We start from the raw sequence: 23,884 nt of genomic DNA, 5'->3' as shown, positions 1-23,884 counted from the left end.
CAAAGAAATGCCTTACTTTTAAATCTTAAAATATTTTTAAAAATGAAGTTGAAATGTACAGTTTTTATGCTGCTCATCATGACCTTCTGGGTATATGGGCAGAAGAAGCCTTTAGACCATTCTGTTTACGACAGCTGGCAAAATATCGGATCAAGAAAAATCTCAAATGATGGAAAGTGGATTGCCTATTCGGTAGATGCTCAGGAAGGAAATTCTGACCTTTCTTTATATTCCGTTAAAAATAAGACAACAAAGAAGTTTGCAAGAGCGGCAAAAGTGGATTTTACCAATGATTCCAGGTTTGCTGTTTTTCAGATCCGACCGCAGTATAAAGATATAAAAGCGGTAAAAGATAAAAAACTGAAGAAAAATAAATTAACAAAAGACAGCCTTGCCATTGTTGATTTTTTTAATGATAAAACAGAGAAAATTCCGAATGTAAAATCATTTAAAATTCCCGAAAAAGCAGGTTCTTACGTTGCTTATCTTCTGGAAAATATAAAAGATAAATCTTCTGATGATGCTTCCGACAAAGAAGACGGGGAAGAAAATAAAGAGGAAGAAAAAAATGTAAAACCATTACAGCTGGTGGTGAAAAACCTTTTGGATGGAAAAAGTACAACATATGATAATGTCATACGCTACGAGTTCAGTAAAAACGGGAAGCAGCTTGTTTTTGTAACCAAGAAGCCGGATGAAAAGAAAGATAAAAAAGAAGGAAAGGATTCAACAGATGAAAAATCTTCGGATAAAAAAGATACAGACAAGTCAAAACCCAAGAAATATGCATTGCAAACTGTGCAGGTAGTTGATCTGCAAAAAGGAACCGTCAATACAATTTCTGAAATGGAGGGAGACTTTTCACAATTGTCTTTTGACGAAGAAGGAAATCAGCTGGCTTATGTAGGAACTTCTTCTGCACAGAATGATCTGGTGAAGTTGTATCAGCTATATTACTTTAATTTTAAAGGAAACAAAAAAGCAATTGTTACCAATGAGAATGCACAGATGAAGAGAAACTGGGTAATTTCCGAAAACCGGTTGCCGCTGTTCAGTAAAAATGGGAAACAGTTGTATTTCGGTGTTGCTCCGAAGCCAATTGCAAAAGATACTGCCATGATTGCAAATGATCATGCCGTTGTGGATATCTGGAATTATAAGGACGATTATCTGCAAACGGTACAGCTAAAAGAGTTGAAAAATGATCTGAAAAAATCCTACGCTGCAGTTATGCAAACGGAAAAACCGGATTTCTTCACCAATATTGACGGAGAAGATTTGGATACTTTACGACTGGTGAACGAAGGAAATGCAGAATTTGCGCTGGGAATTACCAGTATCAATAACCGGATTTCTTCACAATGGGAAGGGGCAACAAAGAAGACCTATTTTCTGATTGACAATAAAACAGGAGAGAGAACCGAAATTATTAAAAACCTCAATGGAGCAGCGGCTGTATCTCCGCTGGGAAAATTTGTTGTGATCTTTGACAGAGAAAAAGGGAAATGGCTGAGCTATAATGTGAAGACAAAACAAACCCTGCCATTGAATACAGGTCTACCTGTTTCCTTCGTTGATGAAGAATTTGATATGCCGGATTTTCCAAATTCTTACGGGATAGCATCCTGGACCGATAATGATGAATCTGTAATTATCAGAGACCGCTACGATCTTTGGGAATTTTTCCTGAACAGTGCAAAAAAGCCAAGAAATATGACCAATGGATATGGACGTAAGCATAAAATAACATTTGATACCTATGATCTGGATAAGGATATTAAAAGCTTAAACAGAAAATCAGTCATTTATTTATCCGCATTTGATAATACATCCAAGGCCAACGGAATTTTTAAAACATCTGTTCAGTCAAACGCTGATCCGGTAAAGATTCAGATGGAAAATGTATGGGGATACAGAACCCTTCAAAAAGCAAAAAAAGCTGAGGAATATATTCTGGTAAAAGAATCATACACGGATTCTCCCAATATTTTTGCAACATCAGATTTTTCAGAACAACAAAAACTGAGCAATACCAATCCTCAGCAAAATCAATATAACTGGGGAACAAACGAATTGGTAAACTGGACAACACCAAAAGGAAATACTTCTACAGGAGTGTTATACAAACCGGAAAACTTTGATCCGAATAAAAAATATCCGATGATTGTTTATTTCTACGAAAAACTGTCAGACAATTTAAACCGTTATGTTGCACCAGCTCCAACGCCTTCAAGATTAAATATTTCTTATTTTGTAAGCAACGGATATCTGGTTTTCACTCCTGATATTTCTTATACAGATGGTTTCCCGGGAGAATCTGCCATGGAATACATTAATTCCGGAGTTGAAAAGTTAAAGCAAAATGCATGGGTAGATGGTTCAAAAATAGGAATTCAGGGACAAAGCTGGGGAGGTTATCAGGTTGCTTATCTTATTGCTCATACCAATATGTATGCAGCTGCATGGAGTGGAGCACCCGTTGTCAACATGACCTCTGCCTATGGAGGAATCCGATGGACTTCAGGAATGAACAGACAGTTCCAGTATGAGAAATCACAAAGCAGATTAGGGAAAAACTTATGGGAAGCACCGGATCTTTATATTAAAAATTCACCGCTTTTTACCATTGATAAAGTACAGACTCCGGTGGTTATTATGAGTAATGATAAAGATGGAGCTGTGCCATGGTATCAGGGGATTGAAATGTTTACAGCATTACGCCGTCTTGGAAAACCGGTATGGCTTCTGAATTATAATGGTGATGACCATAACCTTATGAAACGTCAGAACAGAAAAGATATTCAAATCCGCGAACAGCAGTTTTTTGATTATTATCTTAAAGGTGCTAAAGCTCCGGTCTGGATGACAAAAGGAATCCCGGCAACCCAAAAAGGAAAGGATTGGGGATTTGAACTGACAGATGATAAACCTAATTAACAGAATTCCGGCGGAGCCAAAGGCTCCGCCGGAATTTTTCATTATAAAAGCAATAAAGAGCACACTGACACAATGGCATTTTTTTTATGATGGGTCTGTTGAGCACTTTTATTATATTTACCGCCAATTATAAATAACAGTATGGGAATCTTTGATTTTTTTAAGAAGAAAAATAACAGTCAGGAAAATGTAAGTACTCCGGTTCATGAAATGGAAATGCCGGAAGAAAAAATAGTAGAGGAAGTGGTGGAAGAAGTTGTGGAAACAATACCGGAAATCCCTTCACAGCCGGTAGAAGAACCAAAAGTAAATGAAGAATATGAAAAAATCAGGATCTATAATGATTATATCGTGTATTCTATAGCCCTTCAGCTAAGAGGTGAGTATACACCGCTTTCTGCTTTTGAAAAAGAAAATGGTGAGGTAGAGGGGTTTGCGTATATGGTTACTGAAGATGCTTATGCGCTTTCTCCACAACAGGCGATTGCACAGATGGAAGAAAAGTTTGAAAGTGAGCTTCAGGAAGGGAAGATTAAATCTTATATGATACTATATCATTCTCAGTTTGATCATAACAATAATCACACTCCGGCTATTCAGGAAGGGGAATTTAAGGGAATTTCACTTGCTTATCACTTTGCCGGTGATGAAAAGAAGAAAACAGGATTGCCTTATATTTTCGAAAACCAAAATATTACGTATAAAGGTTTTGCAGAGTTTTCTCATGAAGAAAATAATGCGATCATGAACCATCAGTTGATTGAGGGACAAAATTATTTCCAGAATACAGTAGGGATTGCGGCTCCTGAAACCACTAATGAAGCTGGGATAATTATCAGAAAATCCAATGTTCATAATCTTGTGAATACATGGAGTGGCGTTTTTGGACATCAGAACTTTCAGACTAAAGATTACGGGCAGTATCTTAGCGCAGTTTTAATGCAGTCCACTGTTTCTGATCCGACAGGAGAGGCCAGAAATAAAACTGAATTTGAGGATGTAAGATTTAAAACCATTGTTACAGATGAATTGAGTACTATAATTCCGGAAGTAAAAACGGATTATACTCTGGATTTTGAAACCAGATCAATCAGAGAATGGGAAAATGCATTGAATTTACAGGCAATTGTAGCAGGACCTGCCAGAGATACTTTTGGTGTTTGGTTTTTTGCAACAGATTATGCTGAAAACAGAAATACCTACATGACTCAGCCTCATCTGAAGGTGAATGTCAGCGGAATTGTTTTCATCCTTGATGTTCAAACCAATACTGATTTACCGGATGGAACCAAAATGAGTGAGGATTTTACTACCTATGCACCAAGTCAGGACTTGCCTAATTATGCATGTTTCGATTTTATTGGTCAGGTAGTAGACTTTAAAGAAACAGAATTGCTTGAAGATAGAAGTGTTAAAGGATATATTTTGAAGTTGAAATTGATCACGAATGAAGAGAATGAAGATTTCTTCACCATTGATGCTTTTGTGAACAAAGAGAACATGAGAATGGAAACGCTTACAAAAGGAATGAAAGTGACCGGAGCACTTCAGCTGCAGGGTAAAATTGCTGAATAATTTTTAAAAAATATAAAATCTCAAAGAGGTTGTTCTACGGAATGACCTCTTTTTTATTTTCTGACCCTTCATTTATTTAAACGCATCGTTGATGGAGCTTTGTGGTAAATGATGCATTTGCTTAGTAAGAATCAATGAAATTGATTCAGCTCTTTGCTCCCTTAAAAATATTACAGCATACAGATGAAACCTTTGCGTTAGAAAAATCTTTACTTTAAAAACAGAAAAAGGCAATCCGAAGACTGCCTTTTCTATATTTTCTGAAAAATTATTTGTTTTTCATTTCTTCCTTAATCTTAGCTTCCAATTCTTCAGCAAGATCCGGATTATCTCTTAAAACATCTTTTACAGCATCACGTCCCTGACCCAATTTAGTCTCTTCGTAGCTGAACCATGATCCGCTTTTCTTCACAATTCCCATATCTACAGCGGTATCAAGAATTTCTCCTACTTTAGAAACACCTTCACCATACATGATGTCGAATTCTGCCTGCTTGAATGGAGGTGCTACTTTGTTTTTCACAATCTTCACTTTCACACGGCTACCGATTGCTTCATCACCTTGTTTGATAGGAGCACTTGCTTTTCTGATATCAATTCTTACAGAAGCGTAAAACTTCAGTGCATTACCTCCGGTAGTGGTTTCAGGGTTCCCGAACATGACACCGATCTTTTCTCTCAACTGGTTGATGAAAATCACGGTACATTTTGTTCTTGAAATCGTAGCGGTAAGCTTTCTTAATGCCTGAGACATTAATCTTGCATGAAGACCCATTTTGGAATCTCCCATTTCACCTTCGATTTCTGCTTTTGGAGTAAGAGCTGCCACAGAGTCAATAACAACGATATCAATAGCTCCTGAACGGATCAAATTATCTGCAATTTCTAAAGCCTGCTCACCGTTGTCCGGCTGAGAAATGATCAGGTTTTCAAGATCAATTCCTAATTTCGCAGCATACGTTCTGTCGAAAGCGTGCTCTGCATCAATGAATGCTGCAATACCACCTGCTTTTTGAGCCTCAGCAATAGCGTGAAGGGTCAACGTTGTTTTACCTGAAGATTCAGGACCATATATTTCAATGATTCTTCCTTTTGGATATCCGCCTATACCTAGGGCAATATCCAAACCTAAAGAACCGGAAGGAATTACTTCTATGGTATTGTCTATAGATTCATCACCTAAAGTCATTACCGTTCCCTTCCCATATGTTTTATCTAGCTTGTCAAGCACTAAAGCGAGTGCTTTTTTCTTATCATCAATGTTACTCATCTCTATTAAAATAATTTCTCAAAAATACATAATTTATAGATCAAAAGCTAATATTATTTGTTTCTGAAAGCTGTTTTAAGAGTTAAAAAATGATAAAATTTTATTACTGATCTCATTCATAACGAAGCAGATGCGGAATGCTGTATCTAAAGTATTTTTTTTATGCTTATTACTTTATTAAGATGAGTTTTTTTGCTGGAAATTGCAAAGGCGCCATTCTTTTAATATAGATTATGCTTTAAGGCGCAAGGATTTTATCTCCGATAAAATTGAGTAGTATATGTATTTTTTACCCCACGCTGATTTTGCAGATAACGCAGATATTAATGAAAACCTGTATCATCTGGTTGATTGCAAGAATTTTCCTTGAAATTATATATTCCGTGCTGAAAATCTTCGATTTTTCTTGCGTCCTAAAAAACTTTTGCAATGTCTTGAAATTTTTGCGCTTTTGCGAGTTCCAACAATTAATTTTAATGGAAATTTGAATTTTTAGTGATGGCAAGATAATCTTCCAGCACTTTCATCTGATCTTTGTTTCCTCTTTGTATTCTGGCATTACGGCTTACAAGGCTGTCATAAATTGTGTTGAAAAGTATTTTCGATTTTGGAAACAGGTTTCTGTAAGGAACTTCCGGAATTTGTAATCTTTTACACACTTCGTCATCTAAAAGAAACCAGGTACAGCAGATGTGCAGATATCTTAAATTTTTTCTCTGGAACTCAAATTTTAAAATAGGATTTTCCAATGATTCATCCAAAAGAGAATGAGCCAGAAGAACAGAATCTTTATCCGAAGGGGGCTGAACGGAAGTCCATAAATAAAAATATTCCGTTGCCTGTTTCTTATCATCAGGAAGAAGCTGTTCCGGAATTCCCAAAAGGTAACCCACGTATTTCCAAAGATGGAAAATTCCCTGTTCTTCTTCAACAGAAAAACGATTTCCCAGCTTTTTAAGACTATGAAGGAATACCAGACTAAACCCGATATACGTTGCCATCATGTCCCATGAATTGATAGGCTCTCCCCAATTTTCAGTGTTCCAGTCTTTATAATGTTTTTTAATGGAAAGCCTTGCGTAAGAATGAATCAAACGGGTTTTTATGGCAAATTCATATCCTTTTGCATGGATTTCCAATGCGTTGTACCGGGTAGCATTCACCCAAAAGTCCAATGTTTCAGAAAGCCTTTTCACAGCTCCTTTCTTCAAAGCTTCTGTAACAATTAAAGGTTTGTTGAGGTAGGCATAATCATAACCACCAATCAGACAGTAATCCCTTAATGAAATTAATGAATCAAGATTGCTTCTCATGCAGAGTTCAGCTCCGCTTTTGAGCAGGTTATAATCCAGCCAGTCCGGAACTTTTTGAGTTTGGCTGAACATTTTTTTTATACTTTCAGGAACATCATCAGTTTCTGAAACTCCATTTCTGATGTAAAGTTCAATTTCCCTGGAAGCCTCATGAAATTTTTTAGTGAAATAAATATCTTTTACCACCTCGTCACCGATCTCATCCGTATGATGAAAATAGGGAGCAAATTTTTCAAATTTTTCAAAACTCACTTCTGCCCCGGAAAATTCTATAAGCTGCTTTCCGTTGCCATGTTCCCAAAATTTCCTGAAATGGGGAGCGTCTTTAAAACGGGGTTGTATCATGTTCATTCCTTTCCCTATAAAAATACAAGTTTTATGCTGAAATATTTTGGTGAGATTTGTCAGGAAGCGGCATCAATTAAAAATTCTTTTTGATTTCGATTTTTTAAGCTTAAAAATTACCCTTTTGGGTTATTTCAGATCATAATAAGCCATTGTAGCTTTATATAAAATTAATAACTAAAGGGTTAATCTAAAAAATATATAATCATGAAAACAAAAATTGTATTACTGTTTCTGCTCGGTTGGGTGGGGATGGCTTTTGGACAAAATTGTTCGGTTTCTTCTACCGAAAAAAATGGAAATTCTCTAGAAATATTTATTAAACCGTTTAATAAGGATAATTATCCTGCTGGATTTAAATTAAAAAAAGGAAGTACTATAAAATTTGTTATTAGTAATGTTAATCCTTTAAAAGTAATAGGTAGTAATATAGAAGCTAAAGGTGAAAATTTTCAATTTGAAATTCCAAAGTCGATAAGTGATAGTTTTATAGGAAATGAAGAGAAAAGTGAAGAAAATAAGAATAAAGGAAGAAATCCTGCTTCAAGTTCTTTTAATCCTAAGGAAGATTTTATTGCTGAATATCAGGTTTTAATAGAAAAAGCATCCAATATAGAGAGAAAAGCAAATCTAAATAATATTTTGGTTGAATTACTTGGAGATAATAACTTTATAAAGAATGTTGATTCAGTTAAAGCTCTTGCAAAAGAAATATATGAAAACACATATGAAATAGATACTCCTATAGAAAAAGACATATTGGAATTACAGAAATCATATTTGGAATTGAAAAAACTTTATAAAGATGTTAATTCAAGAACCGATAATATTTCTTTGTTAGGTACAATTAGTGTTAATGGTTCTAAAGCAAAAATTAATGATGTAAAGGTAAGTTCTACTAATGTTATGTTTGAAGAAGAAATGAACTCTGCAAAAAATATTATCGATATAGTTAATGAAGAAAAGAAAAAAAATGAAATAATAAATAAAGCGTTTGTGGGGAGAAAAACATATGAAACTATAAAAAATGATGATTTCGTTACATTTACTAAGGCAACTCAATTAACAGATGATGAAATAGTGATAACTCCTGTTCTTTTAGGAAAAGATAATAAAGAGTTAGAGAAATTTGAGCCTATAAAAATTACAACATTTGGTGGAGTAAAAGTTAATTTCAGTACTGGTTATATGTTAAGTTTTATAGGAGATGATAATTATCTTTTAAAATATAGTAGTGATGGTAAAAGTAGTGGTGTTTACGAAAATGAAAAAAATAGTATTACACATGCAGTTGGAGTTTTAGCTCATGTATTTTGGGATTTTGGAAAAACGGCAATGTTTGGTATTTCATCGGGAATTAGTATTAATACGGATGCTAAACTCAATTTTTATGCTGGACCTTCTGTTGCATTTTTAGAAAAGAACAGACTTGTTTTTACAGGAGGCCTTTCTTTTGTAAATGTAAAAAAACTTAATAGAAATAATTTAGATGCTAATGATAATTTTATTAATCCTAATTATTTAGATGTTTCCTATTCTGAAATGTATAAACCAGCTATTTTCTTTGCTGTAACTTATAATTTATTTTCTAATGGCAATGACAATACAAAAAAATAAATCTCAACAAACTTTTAAACAATTGGAAAGGAAAAGTACTAAATGACAAATATAGTATTTATAAAAAAACCTTCCCATCGGGAAGGTTTTATATTACTTATTGCTTATCGCTCATTATTGATTATAAAGAAGCAGCGTGTACAAGCATATCTACTAACTTGTTAGAGTAACCCATTTCGTTGTCATACCAGGAAACAAGTTTCACGAAGTTAGGAGAAAGCATGATACCAGCATCTTTGTCGAAGATAGAAGTTCTCTTATCTCCTACGAAGTCCTGAGATACTACTGCATCTTCAGTATATCCTAGGATACCTTTCAATTCACCTTCAGAAGCAGCTTTGATAACTGAACAGATTTCTTCATAAGAAGCCGCTTTTTCAATTCTCACTGTTAAATCTACTACAGAAACGTCAACAGTTGGTACTCTGAAAGACATACCTGTTAATTTTCCGTTTAGTGAAGGGATTACTTTTCCTACTGCTTTAGCAGCACCAGTAGAAGAAGGGATGATGTTATTCAGAGCAGCTCTACCACCTCTCCAGTCTTTCATTGAAGGACCGTCAACAGTTTTCTGAGTAGCTGTTGTAGCGTGTACAGTAGTCATCAAACCTTCTACGATTCCGAAGTTATCGTGGATTACTTTAGCTAAAGGAGCTAAACAGTTTGTAGTACAAGAAGCATTTGATAAGATTTTGATATCATCAGTAAGCTCTTTGTGGTTTACCCCCATTACGAACATTGGGGTGTCATCTTTAGAAGGAGCAGAAAGGATTACTTTCTTAGCACCTGCAGCAAGGTGTTTTGCAGCGCTGTCTTTATCAAGGAATAAACCGGTAGATTCTACTACGTAATCTGCACCGATTTCGTTCCATTTTAGGTTACTTGGATCTTTTTCAGCAGTTACTCTGATTTTTTTCCCGTTTACTACAAGATCATTTCCTTCTACAGAAACTTCACCTGGGAAAATACCATGTACAGAGTCATATTTTAACATGTAAGCCATGTATTCTGCATTGATTAGGTCATTGATTCCTACAACTTCAATGTTGTCTCTTTCAGTCATTGCTCTGAAAACAAGACGTCCAATTCTACCAAAACCGTTGATACCTACTTTAATTGTTGACATAATAGTTTGTTTTTATTAGATTATAAAAATAATTAGATTGCTAAAATTTCTGAAATCAGTAAAAGGTCTTTATTGATTTCATTATGTTTTTTAATGGCTTCTTCAATTGGCGTATACGTCAGATCGTTGGAACGCATTCCTGCCATTACATTGGTTTGTCCTTCCATTAATCCGGTTACGGCTCCATAGCCCAGTCGGCTTGCCAAAACTCTGTCTGCACAGCTTGGAGAACCACCTCTCTGCATATGTCCCAAAATCGCTACACGAATGTCATAATCAGGGAAGGTCTGTTTGGTTTTTTCTGCAAGTTCATACACATTGGCTAGTTTTTCACCTTCTGCAACCACCACAATGCTTGATGCTTTTCCGGTTTTTTCCGCATCCCTGAATTTCGTGAAAAGCTCATCAATACTGTCTTTTTTCTCAGGAATTAAAATATCCAGAGCTCCTGTTGCCAATCCACTGTTTAGAGCAATAAAACCAGCATCACGACCCATTACTTCCACAAAGAAAACCCTGTTGTGGGAAGTTGCCGTGTCACGGATTTTGTCAATGGCATCCATTGCCGTATTCAATGCAGTGTCGTATCCGATCGTATTATCAGTTCCGAAAATATCGTTGTCGATCGTTCCCGGGATACCGATTACTCTGATTCCGAACTCTTCATTAAAGATTTTGGCACCGGTAAATGTTCCGTCACCTCCGATACATACCAATCCGTCAATTCCCAGCTTTATACAGTTGTCGTAAGCTTTCTGACGGCCTTCTTTAGTTCTGAACTCAGCAGATCTGGCAGATTTTAGAATGGTTCCACCCTGGTTGATTATATTTTTTACGGAACGGGCTCCCATTTTCAGGAAATCATTATTGATAAGGCCGTTGTAACCTTCCCTCACTCCGTAGCATTCGATATTATAGTAATTGGCGGTTCTTACTACCGCTCTTAACGCCGCATTCATACCCGGAGAGTCACCTCCTGAAGTAAGAACTGCAATTTTTTTTACAGCACTCTCTTTCATCAAGTAAAAAATTTCGAAAACAAATTTACAAAAACAAGTTCAGATTATCGTAGTAAGTTTCCAATAGTTTTGAATATAAATTATTAAAAGCTTCTGAAGTTTGTAGGTTTAAAAAAATATCGTGCAGTTTTGGTCTCCTCAGCATGGATGTCAAGGTCATACCAGGGCGTAAAATAGGGATTAAACGGATTTGAAAGTACATGAACTGATTGCGCCGGGGTGAATCCTTCACTTAATAAGAATAATCTTTTTCCTTCCTTATTCCGGCAGACACCGGAAATAAAAACAATGTGTCCGGGACTTCCCGGTGTGATTAAAATATCTCCTGTTTTCAGATCTGAATTTTTATTGACCGGTTTTGTTTCTTTATTTAATGAAATCGTTCCTGAATAATTAAAAATGACATCCAGATAATTTCTGAAACTTTGATAAGAATCATCAAAAGACGCAGCTCTTCTGAAGTTGACAGAATTTCCGCTGACAAAAGCTCTCGTTCCGTTTTTATAATCATTCCAGCTGAAAAGATCACCGCTTGTAAAATGAAATTTAATTTCGTTAAATTTTTTTGCCTTATAAAGATATTCAGCTCTCATTCGGATGACTGCATCAGCACATTGCTGAAGATCCTTATTTCCGGTATCAATATCAAAAACCGCTTCATGAAGATGCTGGGTAGAAATAGGTGTCCCGTCATATTTTACAATCTGGCTGCCGTAAGGTTTGAGTTTGAAATTCTCAATGAAATGCCCGAAAGAGCCAGGTTTTTCTTCCATCCACTCATACCCTTCCGGAGGTGAAAATCTTTGCCTGATGGTATTTTTACCTTTATTGATTTTTAAAGCATTTTCAGCAATTAAATGCTCATTTTTATCTGGTTCAGGTAATAAACGGTCTGATATTTTTTCTTTTGTACAGCCTATGTAAATGAGAATAACAATGATTCCTGTGATAACTTTTTTCATGCGTTTTAGTGAACACAAATATCATTTTTTTTCACCTATCCGCCAATATCTTATTTGAAAATTTATCGGTTCAACGACTCCTCTTTTCCAGGAATCAACAATTTACCCCAATCATTCAGCTGCCAGAGGATCTTCACAAGTTTTTCCCCAAGTTCTGTCAAGGTATATTCAACCCTTGGAGGTAGTTCATTAAAGGATTGTTTTGTTAAAATGCCATCATCTACCATTTCAGTCAGCTGCTGATTCAAAACCCTGCGGTCCACTTTTGCAATCCCGCGTAAAAACTCACTGGGACGTTTTTTGCCTTCATTAATCTGCCAGACAATGGGAATTTTCCATTTTCCACTGATAGTAGTGACAGCAACTTCCAACGGACATATTTTATTTTCTTCAGCTCTTCCCTTTGTTTCCATAAAATTGACTTTTTTATCCCTATGTGGTAAAAATGTGCGGTATTGTTTTTCTCCGCCCACTTTCAGACTTTTGTAAAGGTAATCATTAAATAGTATGACAGAAAAACGAAAAGGAGCCCGCTCCATCAAAGATATTCCAGCGGATATTCTGGATCAGCTGAACAGAGGAGAAATTGAAACCGCCAATCTTACGGAATGGCTGGCTGTAGATCAAAGATTGCTGTTGGAAAATCTGCTTTTACAGAATGATCGTAAGGAATATTTGACACCCGTTTTAGAAAATGTAAACCAGCTGAAAAAGCAAACTGTCAATACCATTAATGAAACAATAGGAATTGGATTACTTAATCTGGCTGTGAAAAATAAGGATAACGAATTTCTTTTGAAATTATCAGTTCATCCCGCAGATCTGGTACGTTGCTGGGCAGCTTATACGATTGGAAGAAATAACGGTTTACAACTTAAGGAAAAATTAAACAAAATTCAGCCATTTGCTTCTGACTCTCATTTTGGAGTGAGGGAAATCTGCTGGATGACGGTGCGTCCGGATATCGCCAGAAACCTTGAGGAAAGCTTATCTCTTTTATCAGAATGGACGATGCATGACGATGAAAATGTAAGACGTTTTGCCAGCGAATCCACAAGGCCAAGAGGTGTGTGGTGTGAACATATTGATGCTTTAAAACAAAATCCGGGACTTGGACTGGAAATTCTGGAACCTTTACGATCAGATTCATCCCGATATGTACAGGACAGTGTCGGCAACTGGCTGAATGATGCCAGTAAATCACAACCCGAATTTGTAGTGGAAATCTGTGACGAATGGCTTCGGGAAAGTCCGACAAAAGAAACGCAGTATATTGTAAAGAAAGCGTTACGGACCATCAGAAAGTGAGAGTTATCCACAAACTAGGAATGTTGATATGGTTTTTGAATCTTTAGATTGCAGATTTACATGGGTTTATAATATATTTTATATTCCTTTACTTTCTGGAACTGGCTTTATTTACTCTATTTTTATAAAAAAATTGATGTTGAATTATTTTCAATGTTAACGGTATGTTAACTCAAAAAAGTTATCCACAATATGAGTTTTCCATTAATGTGGATTTTATCTCCCATAAAATGAACAGGTTATAAAATATGGATCAAAAAATAATTTGAAACCGCAGTTTTTATCGTCGAAATAAAAAGTTATCCACAATATGGAATTCCGGCTACCATTTTTCAGTCAGATATTTCCAGTATCTTTTGGGAACATGCTGAATATGGAGTTTCATATTTTTCCTTTCTACAATATTGGTTTTTGTGAAATATCGCTGCCAGAGTATCTGATAATTATTTTCTTCATCATGAAATTTCTGCTGATAATTATGGAGAATAATTTTTTCATCAGGATAGAAAAACTCACAATCGTTCAGATCATACAGAAGTCCGTAGTTTCTCCGGAGATCGTAGATCATCCATTTCTGATCCTGGTATCGGTCGTGAAAATGTTTTCTGATTAAAGGAAGAACATTGAAATCGGGATCTATTTTAGAGAAAAAAACACCATCCCGCATTTTTTCAAACCGTACAAAAGCCGTCATTCTGTGTCTTTCGCGGTTAACTGATTTACAGATTTTTGAAATTTTTAAAACATCATTATCGGCAAAATTTTCAAGAATATTATTTTCGGGATTTTTCACTGACTGCCTTACTGCGGATAAGATGAGGTTTTCCAGATCCGGATCTTCAGATAAAAAAACTTTTAAAAGTTGATATATACCCTGTTTTCCAATATTCTGCTCCAATTTGTTGAGAACCCGCTCAGACTTTTCTGTCTGAGTAATAACTTCATGAATTTCTGCAAAAATATTTTCTTGATGAAACCTTTCCCTGCTTGTGATTTCCACATCTTTATAACGGTATTCGAAAACTTCAAATATGGCTGTGAAAAGACCGTCAAAACTTCCATCATAGAGTAGGGTTGTCATGTGTTGAGTGTAAAAATTTAAAGTTTGGTTGGGCTGTCATTCTGAACGAAATAAAATGAAGTGAAGAATCTAGAGATTCTTCCATCGTCAGAATGACAATAATGCTGCTATGTTTTTGCATAATAAATTAGTGCCCATTTGTGAAAATATTGGTGTCATTTGTGTTTAAAATCAAAACAAAGTCAGCTGTTGCGAAAACTGGTTATGGAATTTGGATGAACTTCCGCCTATCAGCAGTTTCCTGAAGTTTTTATCCGTTAAGTATTTCAGGTAGGCATTCCCAGCATTAAAATCGATAAAGTATTTTGCCCGGTTGACAGCCGCTCCGAGTTTTTTCAAATGATCCATCGTTAAAATCTGAAAACGTCTTGCACTTACAATTTTCTGAGCTGTTTTAACACCAATTCCAGGAATTCTTAAAATCGTCCGGTATTCGGCAGTCTGGAGATTCACCGGGAACTGATCCAGATTCCGTAATGCCCAGCTTAATTTCGGATCCATTTCCAGGTCAAGAAAAGGAACATTCGGATCTAAAATTTCTTCCGCTTTAAAACCATAAAATCTCATCAGCCAGTCCGACTGATACAGTCGGTTTTCCCTAAGCATAGGGACTTCTGTGGTTAAAGAGGGCAGTCTTTGATCTTCCAGAACCGGAACATACCCGGAATAATAAACTCTTTTCAGATTAAAGTTTTTATAAAAATGATCGGCCACTTTGATGATCTGTAAATCGTTTTCATTGGTTGCCCCCACAATCATTTGTGTAGACTGTCCGGCCGGAGCAAACTTCGGAACCTTCTTAAGGATTTTCTTTTCATCTTTATATTGAATGATACCTTTTTGAATATACCGCATCGGGCTGATCATATCCTGTCTGTTTTTTTCAGGAGCCAGCAGTTTTAATCCGCTTTCCGTAGGAATTTCAATATTGACGGATAAACGGTCTGCATACAACGCAGCTTCCTGCATCAGATCATCACTTGCTCCCGGAATAGATTTCAAATGAATGTAACCGTTAAAATTTTCTTCCAGGCGCAGCTTTTTGGCCACTCTTACCAGTCTTTCCATTGTGGTATCAGCATTTTTAAAAATTCCTGAGCTTATAAACAAACCTTCAATATAATTCCTGCGGTAAAAATTGATGGTAAGATCTACCACTTCTTCTACCGTAAAAGCAGCTCTTTTGATATCATTGGAACTTCTGGAAACGCAGTAAGCACAATCATAAATACAATGGTTGGTCAACAGAACTTTAAGCAGGGAAACACATCTTCCGTCTTCTGTATAGGTATGACAGATCCCGCTTGCAGAACTATCTCCCAATGCTCCTTTTTTATTTTTTCTTGTACCTCCGCTTGATGAACAGGAAACATCATATTTCGCTGCATCTGCAAGGATTTCAAGCTTTTCTTTAAGACGGTCAAAATTCATGTTTAAAATGATTTGATATGTTTTGTATCTGAATTGTAATTTAATATTGTTCAAATTTAGTTCCAAAATTGATAAAAGTCAACCTTTTTTCATAGAAGTTATCAACAAAAAAGAGTCTCAAAATCATTATATTTACGGCTCATTAAAGTTTATATCATGAATCATAAACCAATCGAAGGTTTTTCCAAGCTTCCAAAGCAGGGGAAAATCGAATGGCTCGTAAACGAATATCTTGAAGGAAACCAGGAATATCAAAATATATTAAAACAATACTGGAATGATGATGCAGATCTTCAGAAGCTTCACGAAGAGTTTTCTGAAAATACCATCTCTAATTTTTATATGCCGTACGGAATTGCTCCGAACTTTTTAATCGATGGAAAACTGTTGGCGCTTCCAATGGCTGTTGAAGAAAGTTCAGTAGTTGCTGCCGCTTCCAAAGCTGCCAAATTCTGGATCGATAAAGGAGGTTTTAAAACAACGATTATCAATACTGAAAAACTGGGGCATACCCACTTTATTTTTAATGTAGAACCTCACAAATTATTACATTTCTTTAATTTCAGTTTAAAGAAAAAATTATTTGAAGCTACAGAAGATATCACCGCGAATATGAGAAAACGTGGCGGAGGTATTTTAAACATCAGCCTGGTGGATAAAACAGCAGAAATGCCGAATTATTACCAGTTGAAAGCAAGCTTTGATACCGTAGATTCAATGGGAGCGAATTTTATCAACTCATGTCTTGAGCAGTTCGGAAAGACTTTGAGACAGGAAGTTGCTACCAGCGAAGATTTTACTCAGGAAGAAAAGAATTCACTACAGATTGTGATGAATATTCTTTCCAACTTTACCCCTGACTGTATTGTGAGAGCTGAGGTTTCGTGTAAAATGGAAGATTTAAAAGATGACAGTGGAATTTCTCCTGAAGAATTTGCTTCTAAATTCAAACAGGCCGTTACCATTGCAGAAATAGAACCTTACCGTGCGACTACTCATAATAAAGGAGTAATGAATGGAGTAGATGCCGTTGTAATCGCTACCGGAAATGATTTCAGAGCTACGGAAGCCTGTGCACATGCCTATGCAGCAAGAGATGGCCAATACAGATCTTTAACACACTGTACAACAGATAACGGAATCTTCAGATTCTGGATTGATCTTCCTATTTCTGTTGGAGTTGTGGGAGGACTTACCAATCTTCACCCTTTGGTAAAATTCTCACTGGCACTTCTTGGGAAACCTTCCGCACAAGAGCTGATGAGCATCATGGCAGTTTCAGGACTTGCACAAAACTTTGGGGCTTTACGCTCTCTGGTGACCACAGGAATCCAGAAAGGACATATGAAGATGCACTTATTGAATATTCTGAACCAATTGGGCGCTACTGAAGAAGAAAAACAGCACTTTGTAACGTATTTTAAAGATAAGACGGTGAGCCACCATGAGGTGATCAATGAATTTAACAGAATGAGAGGAAACTAATGCTACAGATCATTTTGCCTATCGTATTCCTTCTTTTTGGATTCTTTCTGAAGAAAACAAACAATGAAGGTTTCAGAAGTTCCAAAAAATTCGCCAATATGTTTATCATACTGGGGATTTCTACACTGGTTGCCAAGTTCATTTTAATGTACTTAAAATCAAAATAGTGAAAAAGGGTATTGTATTTTTCTTACTGATTTCCGGGTTAAGTTTTTCACAGCAGCAAAAAGTGAAAATCACTAATCTGCAGCCTAAAACTGAAGATACCGTTTTTCCGGTTGTTTCTTATCCTGAAAATCCGCGGGTCGAAAATAAAATCAATACATTTCTGCAGGTAGATCAGCTGGAATATGTTCCCGGATCTGGCGGAAACCCTTTTAAACTGGCTTCTACAGCAACCAATTCCTATTCCAACTATCTTTATTTTTATAGTTGGGATAAAATTGAAACTCCTGAAAATATCCTGAGCATTGCCATAGACGGCGAAGCTTCAGGTGCTTATCCAGAAGGGTTTTTAATCTGGAAAAATTTTGATCTGAGAACAGGAAATTTTATCAATGCTGAAGATTTATTTCAACCCAATTCAGTTAAAATGGTTGAAAGTATCATTCAGAAAAGAGTAAAGAAAAGAATTGCCGACTTTCTGGTCAAGCTGAAAGCAGAAAAAAATCCATCTGAGGAAACTGAAGATCAGATCGCTATGTATGAGGACTGTTTTACAGAACATACTTTAGAAGACATCAGATATTTTTTCGGAAAAGATAAACTGACTTTTGTTGCCGGAAGATGCTCCAACCATGCTATGAGAGCTCTGGATGACCTCGACAGTCACGAAATAAAGTTTTCCTACAAAGAACTGGAAAAATATTGGAGTCCTTATGCAAGAAATTTAATTTCCGGTTCTGAAAAAATAGGTGCCACCAGTTTTAGAAATAAGTTGTACAAAGGAAAAATAGATGGCAAATATCCTGTCACTGTTTTTATCAGCCGCTTATATAAAGGAGAAAGTGAAAATGATACAAGTTCCTTTACTGCATTGTATTGGTATGATAAAAATAAAAAACTGATCCCATGGGACGGTAAAATGAAAGGAAATCATATTTCCATTACTGAGAATGATCATTATGATGAAGCTGTCGGCAAATGGATTCCAAGAGCTTTTGTGGAAGCAGATATGAATGGAAATACAATTTCAGGAACCTGGCAGGATGATAAAACAAAAAAATATTTAACCTTAGAATTAGAAGAGTTATAAAATGAAAACAATCACATTAATTTTTGGAGCAGTTTACGGAATGGTGTCTGTAATCCTGGGTGCTTTCGGAGCACACGCTTTAAAGAAAATATTAGCTGTGGAAAGACTGGAAAGTTTTGAAACAGGAGTAAGATACCAGATGTATGCAGCTTTTTTCCTGCTGATCATCGGGTATATCTTAAAATTTGAAACTTCTGCTGAAAAATGGACTTCCATTTTAATGATTGCAGGAACATTTTTATTCTCTGTAAGCATCTATTTCTTAAGCATGCAGGATTATTGGGGAATGAATCTTAAATTCTTAGGCCCTATCACTCCGCTTGGAGGTCTGATGATGATCTTGAGCTGGGGAATGCTGATCTTATATTTTGCCAAAAACAGAATTTAGGAAATAAAAATTAACAGAAGAAGGCGGCTCATACGAACATTCAACCTGTTCAATCTGAGAAATTAGCGAAAGAATAAGGGAAAACAGGAAGATATGTTAAAAATCAAGTCAGCCAGACTTTAATTTTTAAGTCAATAAACTTGAACTTCCGTGTCTTTTTAGTAAATTTGTCAACCTTTAAATATTAAAATAAAATAATAAAAATAATATGAATCTTCACGAGTATCAATCAAAAGAGATTTTATCAAAGTATGGAGTAGCTATCCAACGTGGTTTCGTTGCAAACAATGTAGATGAAGCTGTAGCTGCTGCTGAAAAACTAACTGCTGAAACTGGCGCTCAAGGGTGGGTAGTAAAAGCTCAGATCCACGCAGGTGGTCGTGGTAAAGGCGGTGGTGTAAAGTTCTCTCCAAACATGGATAAGCTTAAAGAAAACGCTCAGAACATCATCGGAATGCAGTTGATTACTCCACAAACTTCTGCTGAAGGTAAAAAAGTAAATTCTGTTTTGGTTGCAGAGGATGTATATTATCCAGGTGAGTCAGAAACTAAAGAATTTTATGTTTCTATTCTATTAGACAGAGCTGAAGGTAAAAATACAATCGTATATTCTACTGAAGGTGGTATGGATATTGAGCACGTTGCTGAAGTAACTCCTCATTTGATCCACAAAGAAATCATTGATCCTGCTTTAGGTCTTCAGGGATTCCAGGCTAGAAAAATTGCTTTCAACCTAGGTCTTGAAGGAAATGCTTTCAAAGAATTTGTAAAATTCATCGGTTCTCTTTATAATGCTTACACAGGTATTGATGCATCTCTTTTCGAAATCAACCCTGTATTAAAAACTTCTGATAACAAAATTATCGCTGTAGATGCTAAAGTAACTTTAGATGACAACTCATTGTTCCGTCACAAAGACTTAGCTGAACTTAGAGATACAAGAGAAGAAGATCCAATGGATGTAGAAGCTGGTGAAGCTGGTCTTAACTTCGTAAAACTGGATGGTAACGTTGCTTGTATGGTAAACGGAGCTGGTCTTGCAATGGCAACTATGGATATCATCAAATTATCTGGTGGTAACCCTGCAAACTTCCTTGACGTAGGTGGTACTGCAGATGCTCAGAGAGTACAGACTGCTTTCGGAATCATCTTAAGAGATCCAAACGTAAAAGCTATTTTGATCAACATCTTCGGAGGTATCGTAAGATGTGACAGAGTTGCTCAGGGTGTTGTAGATGCTTACAAAGCTATGGGTAGCCTTCCTGTTCCATTGATCGTAAGATTACAGGGAACTAACGCTGTAGAAGCTAAAAAATTAATTGACGAGTCTGGTCTTCCGGTACACTCTGCAATTACTTTAGAAGAAGCTGCAAACAAAGTAAAAGAAGTTTTAGCATAAGCTGAAATTTTTAAATAAAATAGAAAACCGTTCCAATTTTGGAACGGTTTTTTTGTTGGAACGTGAAGGGCACAGTTTTGTAATAACTTCAGCGGAAATGTACTACTGTAAACCTAACAGGTTTCTAAAACCTGTTAGGTTTAAATATCTCCAATCAATCATCATAAAAAAGACCATTTCAATACTCGAAATGGTCTTTTATTTTATAAATAATTTTACTTATCCTGATGACTTTCCGGCAAGTTAGTCTCTCCACTTGTAATGCTGATGCTCGTTGGCGTTACCAGCTGAATTTTATCCGTATCAAAGCGTTCTTTGATCCCTAAATAAGCCTGGCTTCTTACCTGCGCAAGATTAGCCCCTACTTTTATCCAGAATTTTACCTGCAGATTAAATGCACCTTGCTTCAAGTCTGTAAAAATTACTTCTACGGTGTCCAGCTTATCCACATTATCAAGATTTTTAACCACATCAAGAATTCCTTTCTGAGCTTTAGTGATATCTTCATCAGCCGGAATTTCAAAGTTTAAAATTATCCTTCGCTGTGGAGAGGCTGTAATATTGTAAAACGGAGCATTGAAAACAACCTGATTAGGGATATAAGCTTTCTTTCCGTCATCAGTAAGAATTTTTGTAGTGAGAAACCCGATTTCCTGTACTGTTCCTGAGTGGGTTCCGATCGTAATATAATCTCCTACCTTGTAAGCTTTGTCAATTCCAATAAGCATTCCTGAGAAAATACTGGATACCAGGTCTTTCAGAGCAACCCCGGCAATAACCCCTGCAACTCCTAAGCTTCCGATAAACTTCCAAAGAAAACCGCTGAAACCCATTATTTCAAGAGCAATAAAGGTTCCCATCAGCATGATCAAAAATCTGAATACACTGATTAAGGTGACTAATGAACTCTCTTTGCGACTTTTAGGAAAAAATTTATGGAATAATTTTACCGCTGCCTGGCTTAAATATTTGCTGGTAACCAGGAAAAAGGTAAATACTAAAATTCCAACAATCAGCTTGGGGGTAAGTTCAGCGAAGGTGATATACCAATTTTCCAATACCTTGTAAACAAGATCTACATACCTGAGTCCGGTTTTCTCCATGAATAAAATTTTAATTAAAGATATAAATTTTCATCAAAAAATTTGCCAGCTCCAAAAAGTCTACTAAATTTGTAGACTATAAAGAAGAAACATTATGTCAATCAAACTAGGAGATACAGCACCCAACTTTCAGGCAGAATCATCAGTAGGCGATATCAATTTTTATAATTATCTGGGAGATTCCTGGGGAATTCTGTTTTCGCATCCTGCAGATTATACACCGGTATGCACAACGGAGTTGGGATATACCGCAAAACTTCAGTCTGAGTTTGATGCCAGAGATACAAAAGTAATTGCCCTGAGTGTAGATGGGGTAGAAGATCATCAAAATTGGGTAAAAGATATTAATGAAACTCAGAATACCAATGTAAAGTTTCCTATTATCGCAGATAAAGACAAAAAGGTTTCAGAACTGTATGATTTTATTCATCCCAATGCTTCGGCTACCGCTACAGTACGTTCTCTTTTGATTATTGATCCTTCCAAAAAAGTAAGACTGATTATTACCTATCCGGCCTCTACAGGAAGGAATTTTGACGAGATCCTCAGAGTGCTGGATTCTTTACAGCTGGTAGACAATTACCGTGTGGCTACGCCTGTGAATTGGGAAGTTGGAGAAGATGTTATTGTACCTCCAACCATTTCTACAGAAGATGCCCGGAAAATATTCCCGAAAGGGGTAACGGAAATAAAGCCCTATCTGAGATACACCCCTCAACCTAATACATGATTTATTTGATTTTTTATAGTTTAGTTTTAATTTGTACGAAAAGCGCCCCGGAAATAAATTTCGGGGCGCTTTCATTTTTTTTATAAGTATTTCAGTGATTACTTAACGTCGTTGATGATTTGTTTCGCTTTAGACGTTGGAAGATAAATCTGGAATCCTAAACCAAAAGTAATTTTGTTAGTGTATCCACCGCTTCCGAATCCTGCATTTGCATCATATTTCACTAAACCTTCCAATCCGATGTTTGGTGTGATGAAGTAAGAATAACCAGGTCCGAATCCGAAGTTAAGACCGTTAGAAGAAGAACCTCCTTTAGAGATAGACATTCCTCCAACACCTACGTTACCTTCGAAGAACCATCTTCCGTGGTGTAGTAAGTTGTTTACTCCCTGCTCTCCCGGGTTAAGATAGTAACGTCCTAATGCTCCTACATTATATGTAAAAGTAGTGGGTGCATCTTTAGCTCCTTTGAAACCTAAATCTACGTATCCCCCAACTGCGATATTATCTTCGATGAAATAGGCTCCTTTAGGCTGAATTGCAAAGTTATATCCTGCTCCTTCATTTAACCCAAAATTTGCACCTACAAGGTTACCCCCTACCATCCAATTACCTTTTTGAATCTGAGCGTTGGCAGTTGCTGTTAAGCCTGCTACGGCTAATATCCCTGTTAAAATAAGTCTTTTCATAATTTATTATTTTAATAATTAAATGTTTATTATTCACGAATTATAGAAAAAACAATAAATGTGCCAGACTCTTAATTTTACGTAATTTTTCTAAACAAACGTTAAGATTTTCAACGAGATATAGTTTATTTTTTTCACCTGTCGGCTCTATATGTTATGATAATAAAGAAAATAAAATGGTTGTTTTAAGAAAAAAATGATAAAAGTAGATAATATATCATTAATTATATAAAACACTTATTTTTCTTTGCCCATTCGGAATTTAAATAAATAAAAGGATCACCGAAATGATCAGACCTGCAATTGTAAATTTGATTCCACGTTTGAATGCTTTGGTCTTAGGATTAAACATCCAGAAACTTGAGATGACGAAAAAGAAAAGAGAAACTCCGAAGAATACGCTTAGAGGGGATATAGCATCTTTCGATTGTGATTTGTGAAGCGAAACCATTTTGTCCAATACGAAAGGAAGTTCCTTTTTGGAATATTTGGCTTTTCCGGTTGCACTGTCATAAGTTCCCTGTTTAAAATAAAGAACACTTCCTTCTGTTTTTTCCACTTCCAGGCCTTTCATCTTAAGCTCTTTTTTCAGCTCTTTTTCTGAAAGATTGGCTGCGATATTCTTTTCGTATTTCTTTTCACTTTTCAGGAAATCTGTGTCTCTGTACACCAGAAGAATTCCACTTAACGAATATACAGCCATAATTCCGGCAAGGAAATATCCCAGGTAACGGTGCGTGATTCTCATGAAACTTCTTGTGTCTTTAATCTTATCCATATCTTATTTTTTTGTTTTTGTTTAAAATTTCAAAAGTGGAAACTGCAAAAATGCAATTTCCACTTTTAGTGAA

Annotated in this window: 20 protein-coding genes; 9 read left to right on the top strand and 11 right to left on the bottom strand. The window is 36.1% G+C overall.

Translation table 11 applies throughout. The features are described from left to right. Positions 1 to 42 precede the first annotated feature (42 nt). Together JNG87_RS01575 and JNG87_RS01570 are read left to right on the top strand one after the other, a co-directional pair. Positions 43 to 2,937 (top strand): alpha/beta hydrolase family protein, encoded by a 2,895-nt coding sequence (locus tag JNG87_RS01575; RefSeq protein ID WP_202841325.1) that lies wholly within the window; start codon positions 43 to 45, stop codon positions 2,935 to 2,937. Positions 2,938 to 3,078: 141 nt separating this feature from the next. After that, positions 3,079 to 4,512, top strand: a complete 1,434-nt coding sequence (locus JNG87_RS01570; RefSeq protein ID WP_202841323.1) for a hypothetical protein — start codon at positions 3,079 to 3,081, stop codon at positions 4,510 to 4,512. Between the two features lie 268 nt (positions 4,513 to 4,780). On the opposite strand, the gene recA is transcribed toward JNG87_RS01570, so the two are convergent. Further along, the gene (recA, locus tag JNG87_RS01565; RefSeq protein WP_062676286.1) at positions 4,781 to 5,782 is read right to left on the bottom strand and encodes a recombinase RecA; all 1,002 of its coding nucleotides are present in this window, start codon (positions 5,780 to 5,782) and stop codon (positions 4,781 to 4,783) included. Positions 5,783 to 6,255: 473 nt separating this feature from the next. Beyond that, entirely contained in the window at positions 6,256 to 7,446 is a 1,191-nt protein-coding gene (locus JNG87_RS01560; RefSeq protein ID WP_238349651.1) for an oxygenase MpaB family protein, read from the bottom strand. A 201-nt stretch (positions 7,447 to 7,647) separates the two neighbouring features. Between JNG87_RS01560 and JNG87_RS01555 the strand changes: the two genes are divergently transcribed. After that, complete coding sequence (locus JNG87_RS01555) at positions 7,648 to 9,057, top strand: hypothetical protein (protein ID WP_202841322.1); 1,410 nt, start codon at positions 7,648 to 7,650, stop codon at positions 9,055 to 9,057. A gap of 121 nt (positions 9,058 to 9,178) precedes the next feature. Here the strand turns inward: JNG87_RS01555 and gap are convergent, their stop codons facing one another. From gap to JNG87_RS01535, 4 genes are all read right to left on the bottom strand, one after another. Further along, positions 9,179 to 10,183, bottom strand: coding sequence for a type I glyceraldehyde-3-phosphate dehydrogenase (gene gap / locus JNG87_RS01550; protein ID WP_110008110.1), 1,005 nt, complete (start codon positions 10,181 to 10,183; stop codon positions 9,179 to 9,181). Positions 10,184 to 10,215: 32 nt separating this feature from the next. After that, positions 10,216 to 11,202, bottom strand: a complete 987-nt coding sequence (gene pfkA / locus JNG87_RS01545; RefSeq protein WP_120232866.1) for a 6-phosphofructokinase — start codon at positions 11,200 to 11,202, stop codon at positions 10,216 to 10,218. 83 nt (positions 11,203 to 11,285) lie between these two features. Beyond that, entirely contained in the window at positions 11,286 to 12,164 is an 879-nt protein-coding gene (locus JNG87_RS01540) for a DUF4846 domain-containing protein (protein WP_202841320.1), read from the bottom strand. Between the two features lie 62 nt (positions 12,165 to 12,226). Beyond that, on the bottom strand, positions 12,227 to 12,577 hold the full coding sequence (locus JNG87_RS01535; RefSeq protein ID WP_202841318.1) for a winged helix-turn-helix transcriptional regulator: 351 nt from the start codon (positions 12,575 to 12,577) through the stop codon (positions 12,227 to 12,229). Positions 12,578 to 12,671: 94 nt separating this feature from the next. Between JNG87_RS01535 and JNG87_RS01530 the strand changes: the two genes are divergently transcribed. Further along, positions 12,672 to 13,472 carry a DNA alkylation repair protein gene (locus JNG87_RS01530; protein ID WP_202841316.1) on the top strand — a complete coding sequence of 267 codons (801 nt, stop codon included), beginning with the start codon at positions 12,672 to 12,674 and terminating at the stop codon, positions 13,470 to 13,472. Positions 13,473 to 13,794: 322 nt separating this feature from the next. On the opposite strand, the gene JNG87_RS01525 is transcribed toward JNG87_RS01530, so the two are convergent. Next, positions 13,795 to 14,553: a TIGR03915 family putative DNA repair protein gene (locus JNG87_RS01525; protein WP_202841313.1), complete on the bottom strand. Its 759-nt coding sequence runs from the start codon at positions 14,551 to 14,553 to the stop codon at positions 13,795 to 13,797. Between the two features lie 171 nt (positions 14,554 to 14,724). Continuing rightward, entirely contained in the window at positions 14,725 to 15,984 is a 1,260-nt protein-coding gene (locus JNG87_RS01520) for a putative DNA modification/repair radical SAM protein (protein ID WP_202841311.1), read from the bottom strand. 156 nt (positions 15,985 to 16,140) lie between these two features. Here JNG87_RS01520 and JNG87_RS01515 point away from each other — a divergent pair, with 156 nt between their 5' ends. The 4 genes from JNG87_RS01515 (at position 16,141) to sucC (ending at position 20,511) form a co-directional block, all read left to right on the top strand. After that, complete coding sequence (locus tag JNG87_RS01515; RefSeq protein ID WP_202841309.1) at positions 16,141 to 17,469, top strand: hydroxymethylglutaryl-CoA reductase, degradative; 1,329 nt, start codon at positions 16,141 to 16,143, stop codon at positions 17,467 to 17,469. A gap of 166 nt (positions 17,470 to 17,635) precedes the next feature. Beyond that, on the top strand, positions 17,636 to 18,724 hold the full coding sequence (locus tag JNG87_RS01510; RefSeq protein WP_202841308.1) for a hypothetical protein: 1,089 nt from the start codon (positions 17,636 to 17,638) through the stop codon (positions 18,722 to 18,724). A 1-nt stretch (position 18,725) separates the two neighbouring features. Further along, on the top strand, positions 18,726 to 19,112 hold the full coding sequence (locus JNG87_RS01505) for a DUF423 domain-containing protein (protein ID WP_202841306.1): 387 nt from the start codon (positions 18,726 to 18,728) through the stop codon (positions 19,110 to 19,112). Between the two features lie 208 nt (positions 19,113 to 19,320). Beyond that, positions 19,321 to 20,511, top strand: coding sequence for an ADP-forming succinate--CoA ligase subunit beta (sucC, locus tag JNG87_RS01500; RefSeq protein ID WP_062676270.1), 1,191 nt, complete (start codon positions 19,321 to 19,323; stop codon positions 20,509 to 20,511). Between the two features lie 215 nt (positions 20,512 to 20,726). On the opposite strand, the gene JNG87_RS01495 is transcribed toward sucC, so the two are convergent. After that, positions 20,727 to 21,614: a mechanosensitive ion channel family protein gene (locus JNG87_RS01495; RefSeq protein WP_202841305.1), complete on the bottom strand. Its 888-nt coding sequence runs from the start codon at positions 21,612 to 21,614 to the stop codon at positions 20,727 to 20,729. A gap of 94 nt (positions 21,615 to 21,708) precedes the next feature. Between JNG87_RS01495 and JNG87_RS01490 the strand changes: the two genes are divergently transcribed. Continuing rightward, entirely contained in the window at positions 21,709 to 22,344 is a 636-nt protein-coding gene (locus JNG87_RS01490; protein WP_202841304.1) for a peroxiredoxin, read from the top strand. Positions 22,345 to 22,442: 98 nt separating this feature from the next. Here the strand turns inward: JNG87_RS01490 and JNG87_RS01485 are convergent, their stop codons facing one another. Together JNG87_RS01485 and JNG87_RS01480 are read right to left on the bottom strand one after the other, a co-directional pair. Continuing rightward, positions 22,443 to 23,033, bottom strand: coding sequence for a hypothetical protein (locus JNG87_RS01485; RefSeq protein WP_202841303.1), 591 nt, complete (start codon positions 23,031 to 23,033; stop codon positions 22,443 to 22,445). A 262-nt stretch (positions 23,034 to 23,295) separates the two neighbouring features. Then, positions 23,296 to 23,811 (bottom strand): hypothetical protein, encoded by a 516-nt coding sequence (locus JNG87_RS01480; protein WP_202841302.1) that lies wholly within the window; start codon positions 23,809 to 23,811, stop codon positions 23,296 to 23,298. Positions 23,812 to 23,884 lie beyond the last annotated feature (73 nt).

Source organism: Chryseobacterium cucumeris (assembly GCF_016775705.1).
GTDB classification, from domain to species: domain Bacteria; phylum Bacteroidota; class Bacteroidia; order Flavobacteriales; family Weeksellaceae; genus Chryseobacterium; species Chryseobacterium cupriresistens.
The sequence above is the reverse complement of the archived record's forward strand: the minus strand, read 5'-3'. Positions and strand labels throughout refer to the sequence as shown.

Excerpts from the sequence above, each read along its gene's own strand:
- JNG87_RS01575 (WP_202841325.1), top strand. The coding sequence starts at position 43 with ATGAAGTTGAAATGTACAGTTTTTATGCTGCTCATCATGACCTTCTGG.
- JNG87_RS01570 (WP_202841323.1), top strand. The coding sequence starts at position 3,079 with ATGGGAATCTTTGATTTTTTTAAGAAGAAAAATAACAGTCAGGAAAAT.
- recA (WP_062676286.1), bottom strand. The coding sequence starts at position 5,782 with ATGAGTAACATTGATGATAAGAAAAAAGCACTCGCTTTAGTGCTTGAC.
- JNG87_RS01560 (WP_238349651.1), bottom strand. The coding sequence starts at position 7,446 with ATGAACATGATACAACCCCGTTTTAAAGACGCTCCCCATTTCAGGAAA.
- JNG87_RS01555 (WP_202841322.1), top strand. The coding sequence starts at position 7,648 with ATGAAAACAAAAATTGTATTACTGTTTCTGCTCGGTTGGGTGGGGATG.
- gap (WP_110008110.1), bottom strand. The coding sequence starts at position 10,183 with ATGTCAACAATTAAAGTAGGTATCAACGGTTTTGGTAGAATTGGACGT.
- pfkA (WP_120232866.1), bottom strand. The coding sequence starts at position 11,202 with ATGAAAGAGAGTGCTGTAAAAAAAATTGCAGTTCTTACTTCAGGAGGT.
- JNG87_RS01540 (WP_202841320.1), bottom strand. The coding sequence starts at position 12,164 with ATGAAAAAAGTTATCACAGGAATCATTGTTATTCTCATTTACATAGGC.
- JNG87_RS01535 (WP_202841318.1), bottom strand. The coding sequence starts at position 12,577 with ATGGAAACAAAGGGAAGAGCTGAAGAAAATAAAATATGTCCGTTGGAA.
- JNG87_RS01530 (WP_202841316.1), top strand. The coding sequence starts at position 12,672 with ATGACAGAAAAACGAAAAGGAGCCCGCTCCATCAAAGATATTCCAGCG.
- JNG87_RS01525 (WP_202841313.1), bottom strand. The coding sequence starts at position 14,553 with ATGACAACCCTACTCTATGATGGAAGTTTTGACGGTCTTTTCACAGCC.
- JNG87_RS01520 (WP_202841311.1), bottom strand. The coding sequence starts at position 15,984 with ATGAATTTTGACCGTCTTAAAGAAAAGCTTGAAATCCTTGCAGATGCA.
- JNG87_RS01515 (WP_202841309.1), top strand. The coding sequence starts at position 16,141 with ATGAATCATAAACCAATCGAAGGTTTTTCCAAGCTTCCAAAGCAGGGG.
- JNG87_RS01505 (WP_202841306.1), top strand. The coding sequence starts at position 18,726 with ATGAAAACAATCACATTAATTTTTGGAGCAGTTTACGGAATGGTGTCT.
- sucC (WP_062676270.1), top strand. The coding sequence starts at position 19,321 with ATGAATCTTCACGAGTATCAATCAAAAGAGATTTTATCAAAGTATGGA.
- JNG87_RS01495 (WP_202841305.1), bottom strand. The coding sequence starts at position 21,614 with ATGGAGAAAACCGGACTCAGGTATGTAGATCTTGTTTACAAGGTATTG.
- JNG87_RS01490 (WP_202841304.1), top strand. The coding sequence starts at position 21,709 with ATGTCAATCAAACTAGGAGATACAGCACCCAACTTTCAGGCAGAATCA.
- JNG87_RS01485 (WP_202841303.1), bottom strand. The coding sequence starts at position 23,033 with ATGAAAAGACTTATTTTAACAGGGATATTAGCCGTAGCAGGCTTAACA.
- JNG87_RS01480 (WP_202841302.1), bottom strand. The coding sequence starts at position 23,811 with ATGGATAAGATTAAAGACACAAGAAGTTTCATGAGAATCACGCACCGT.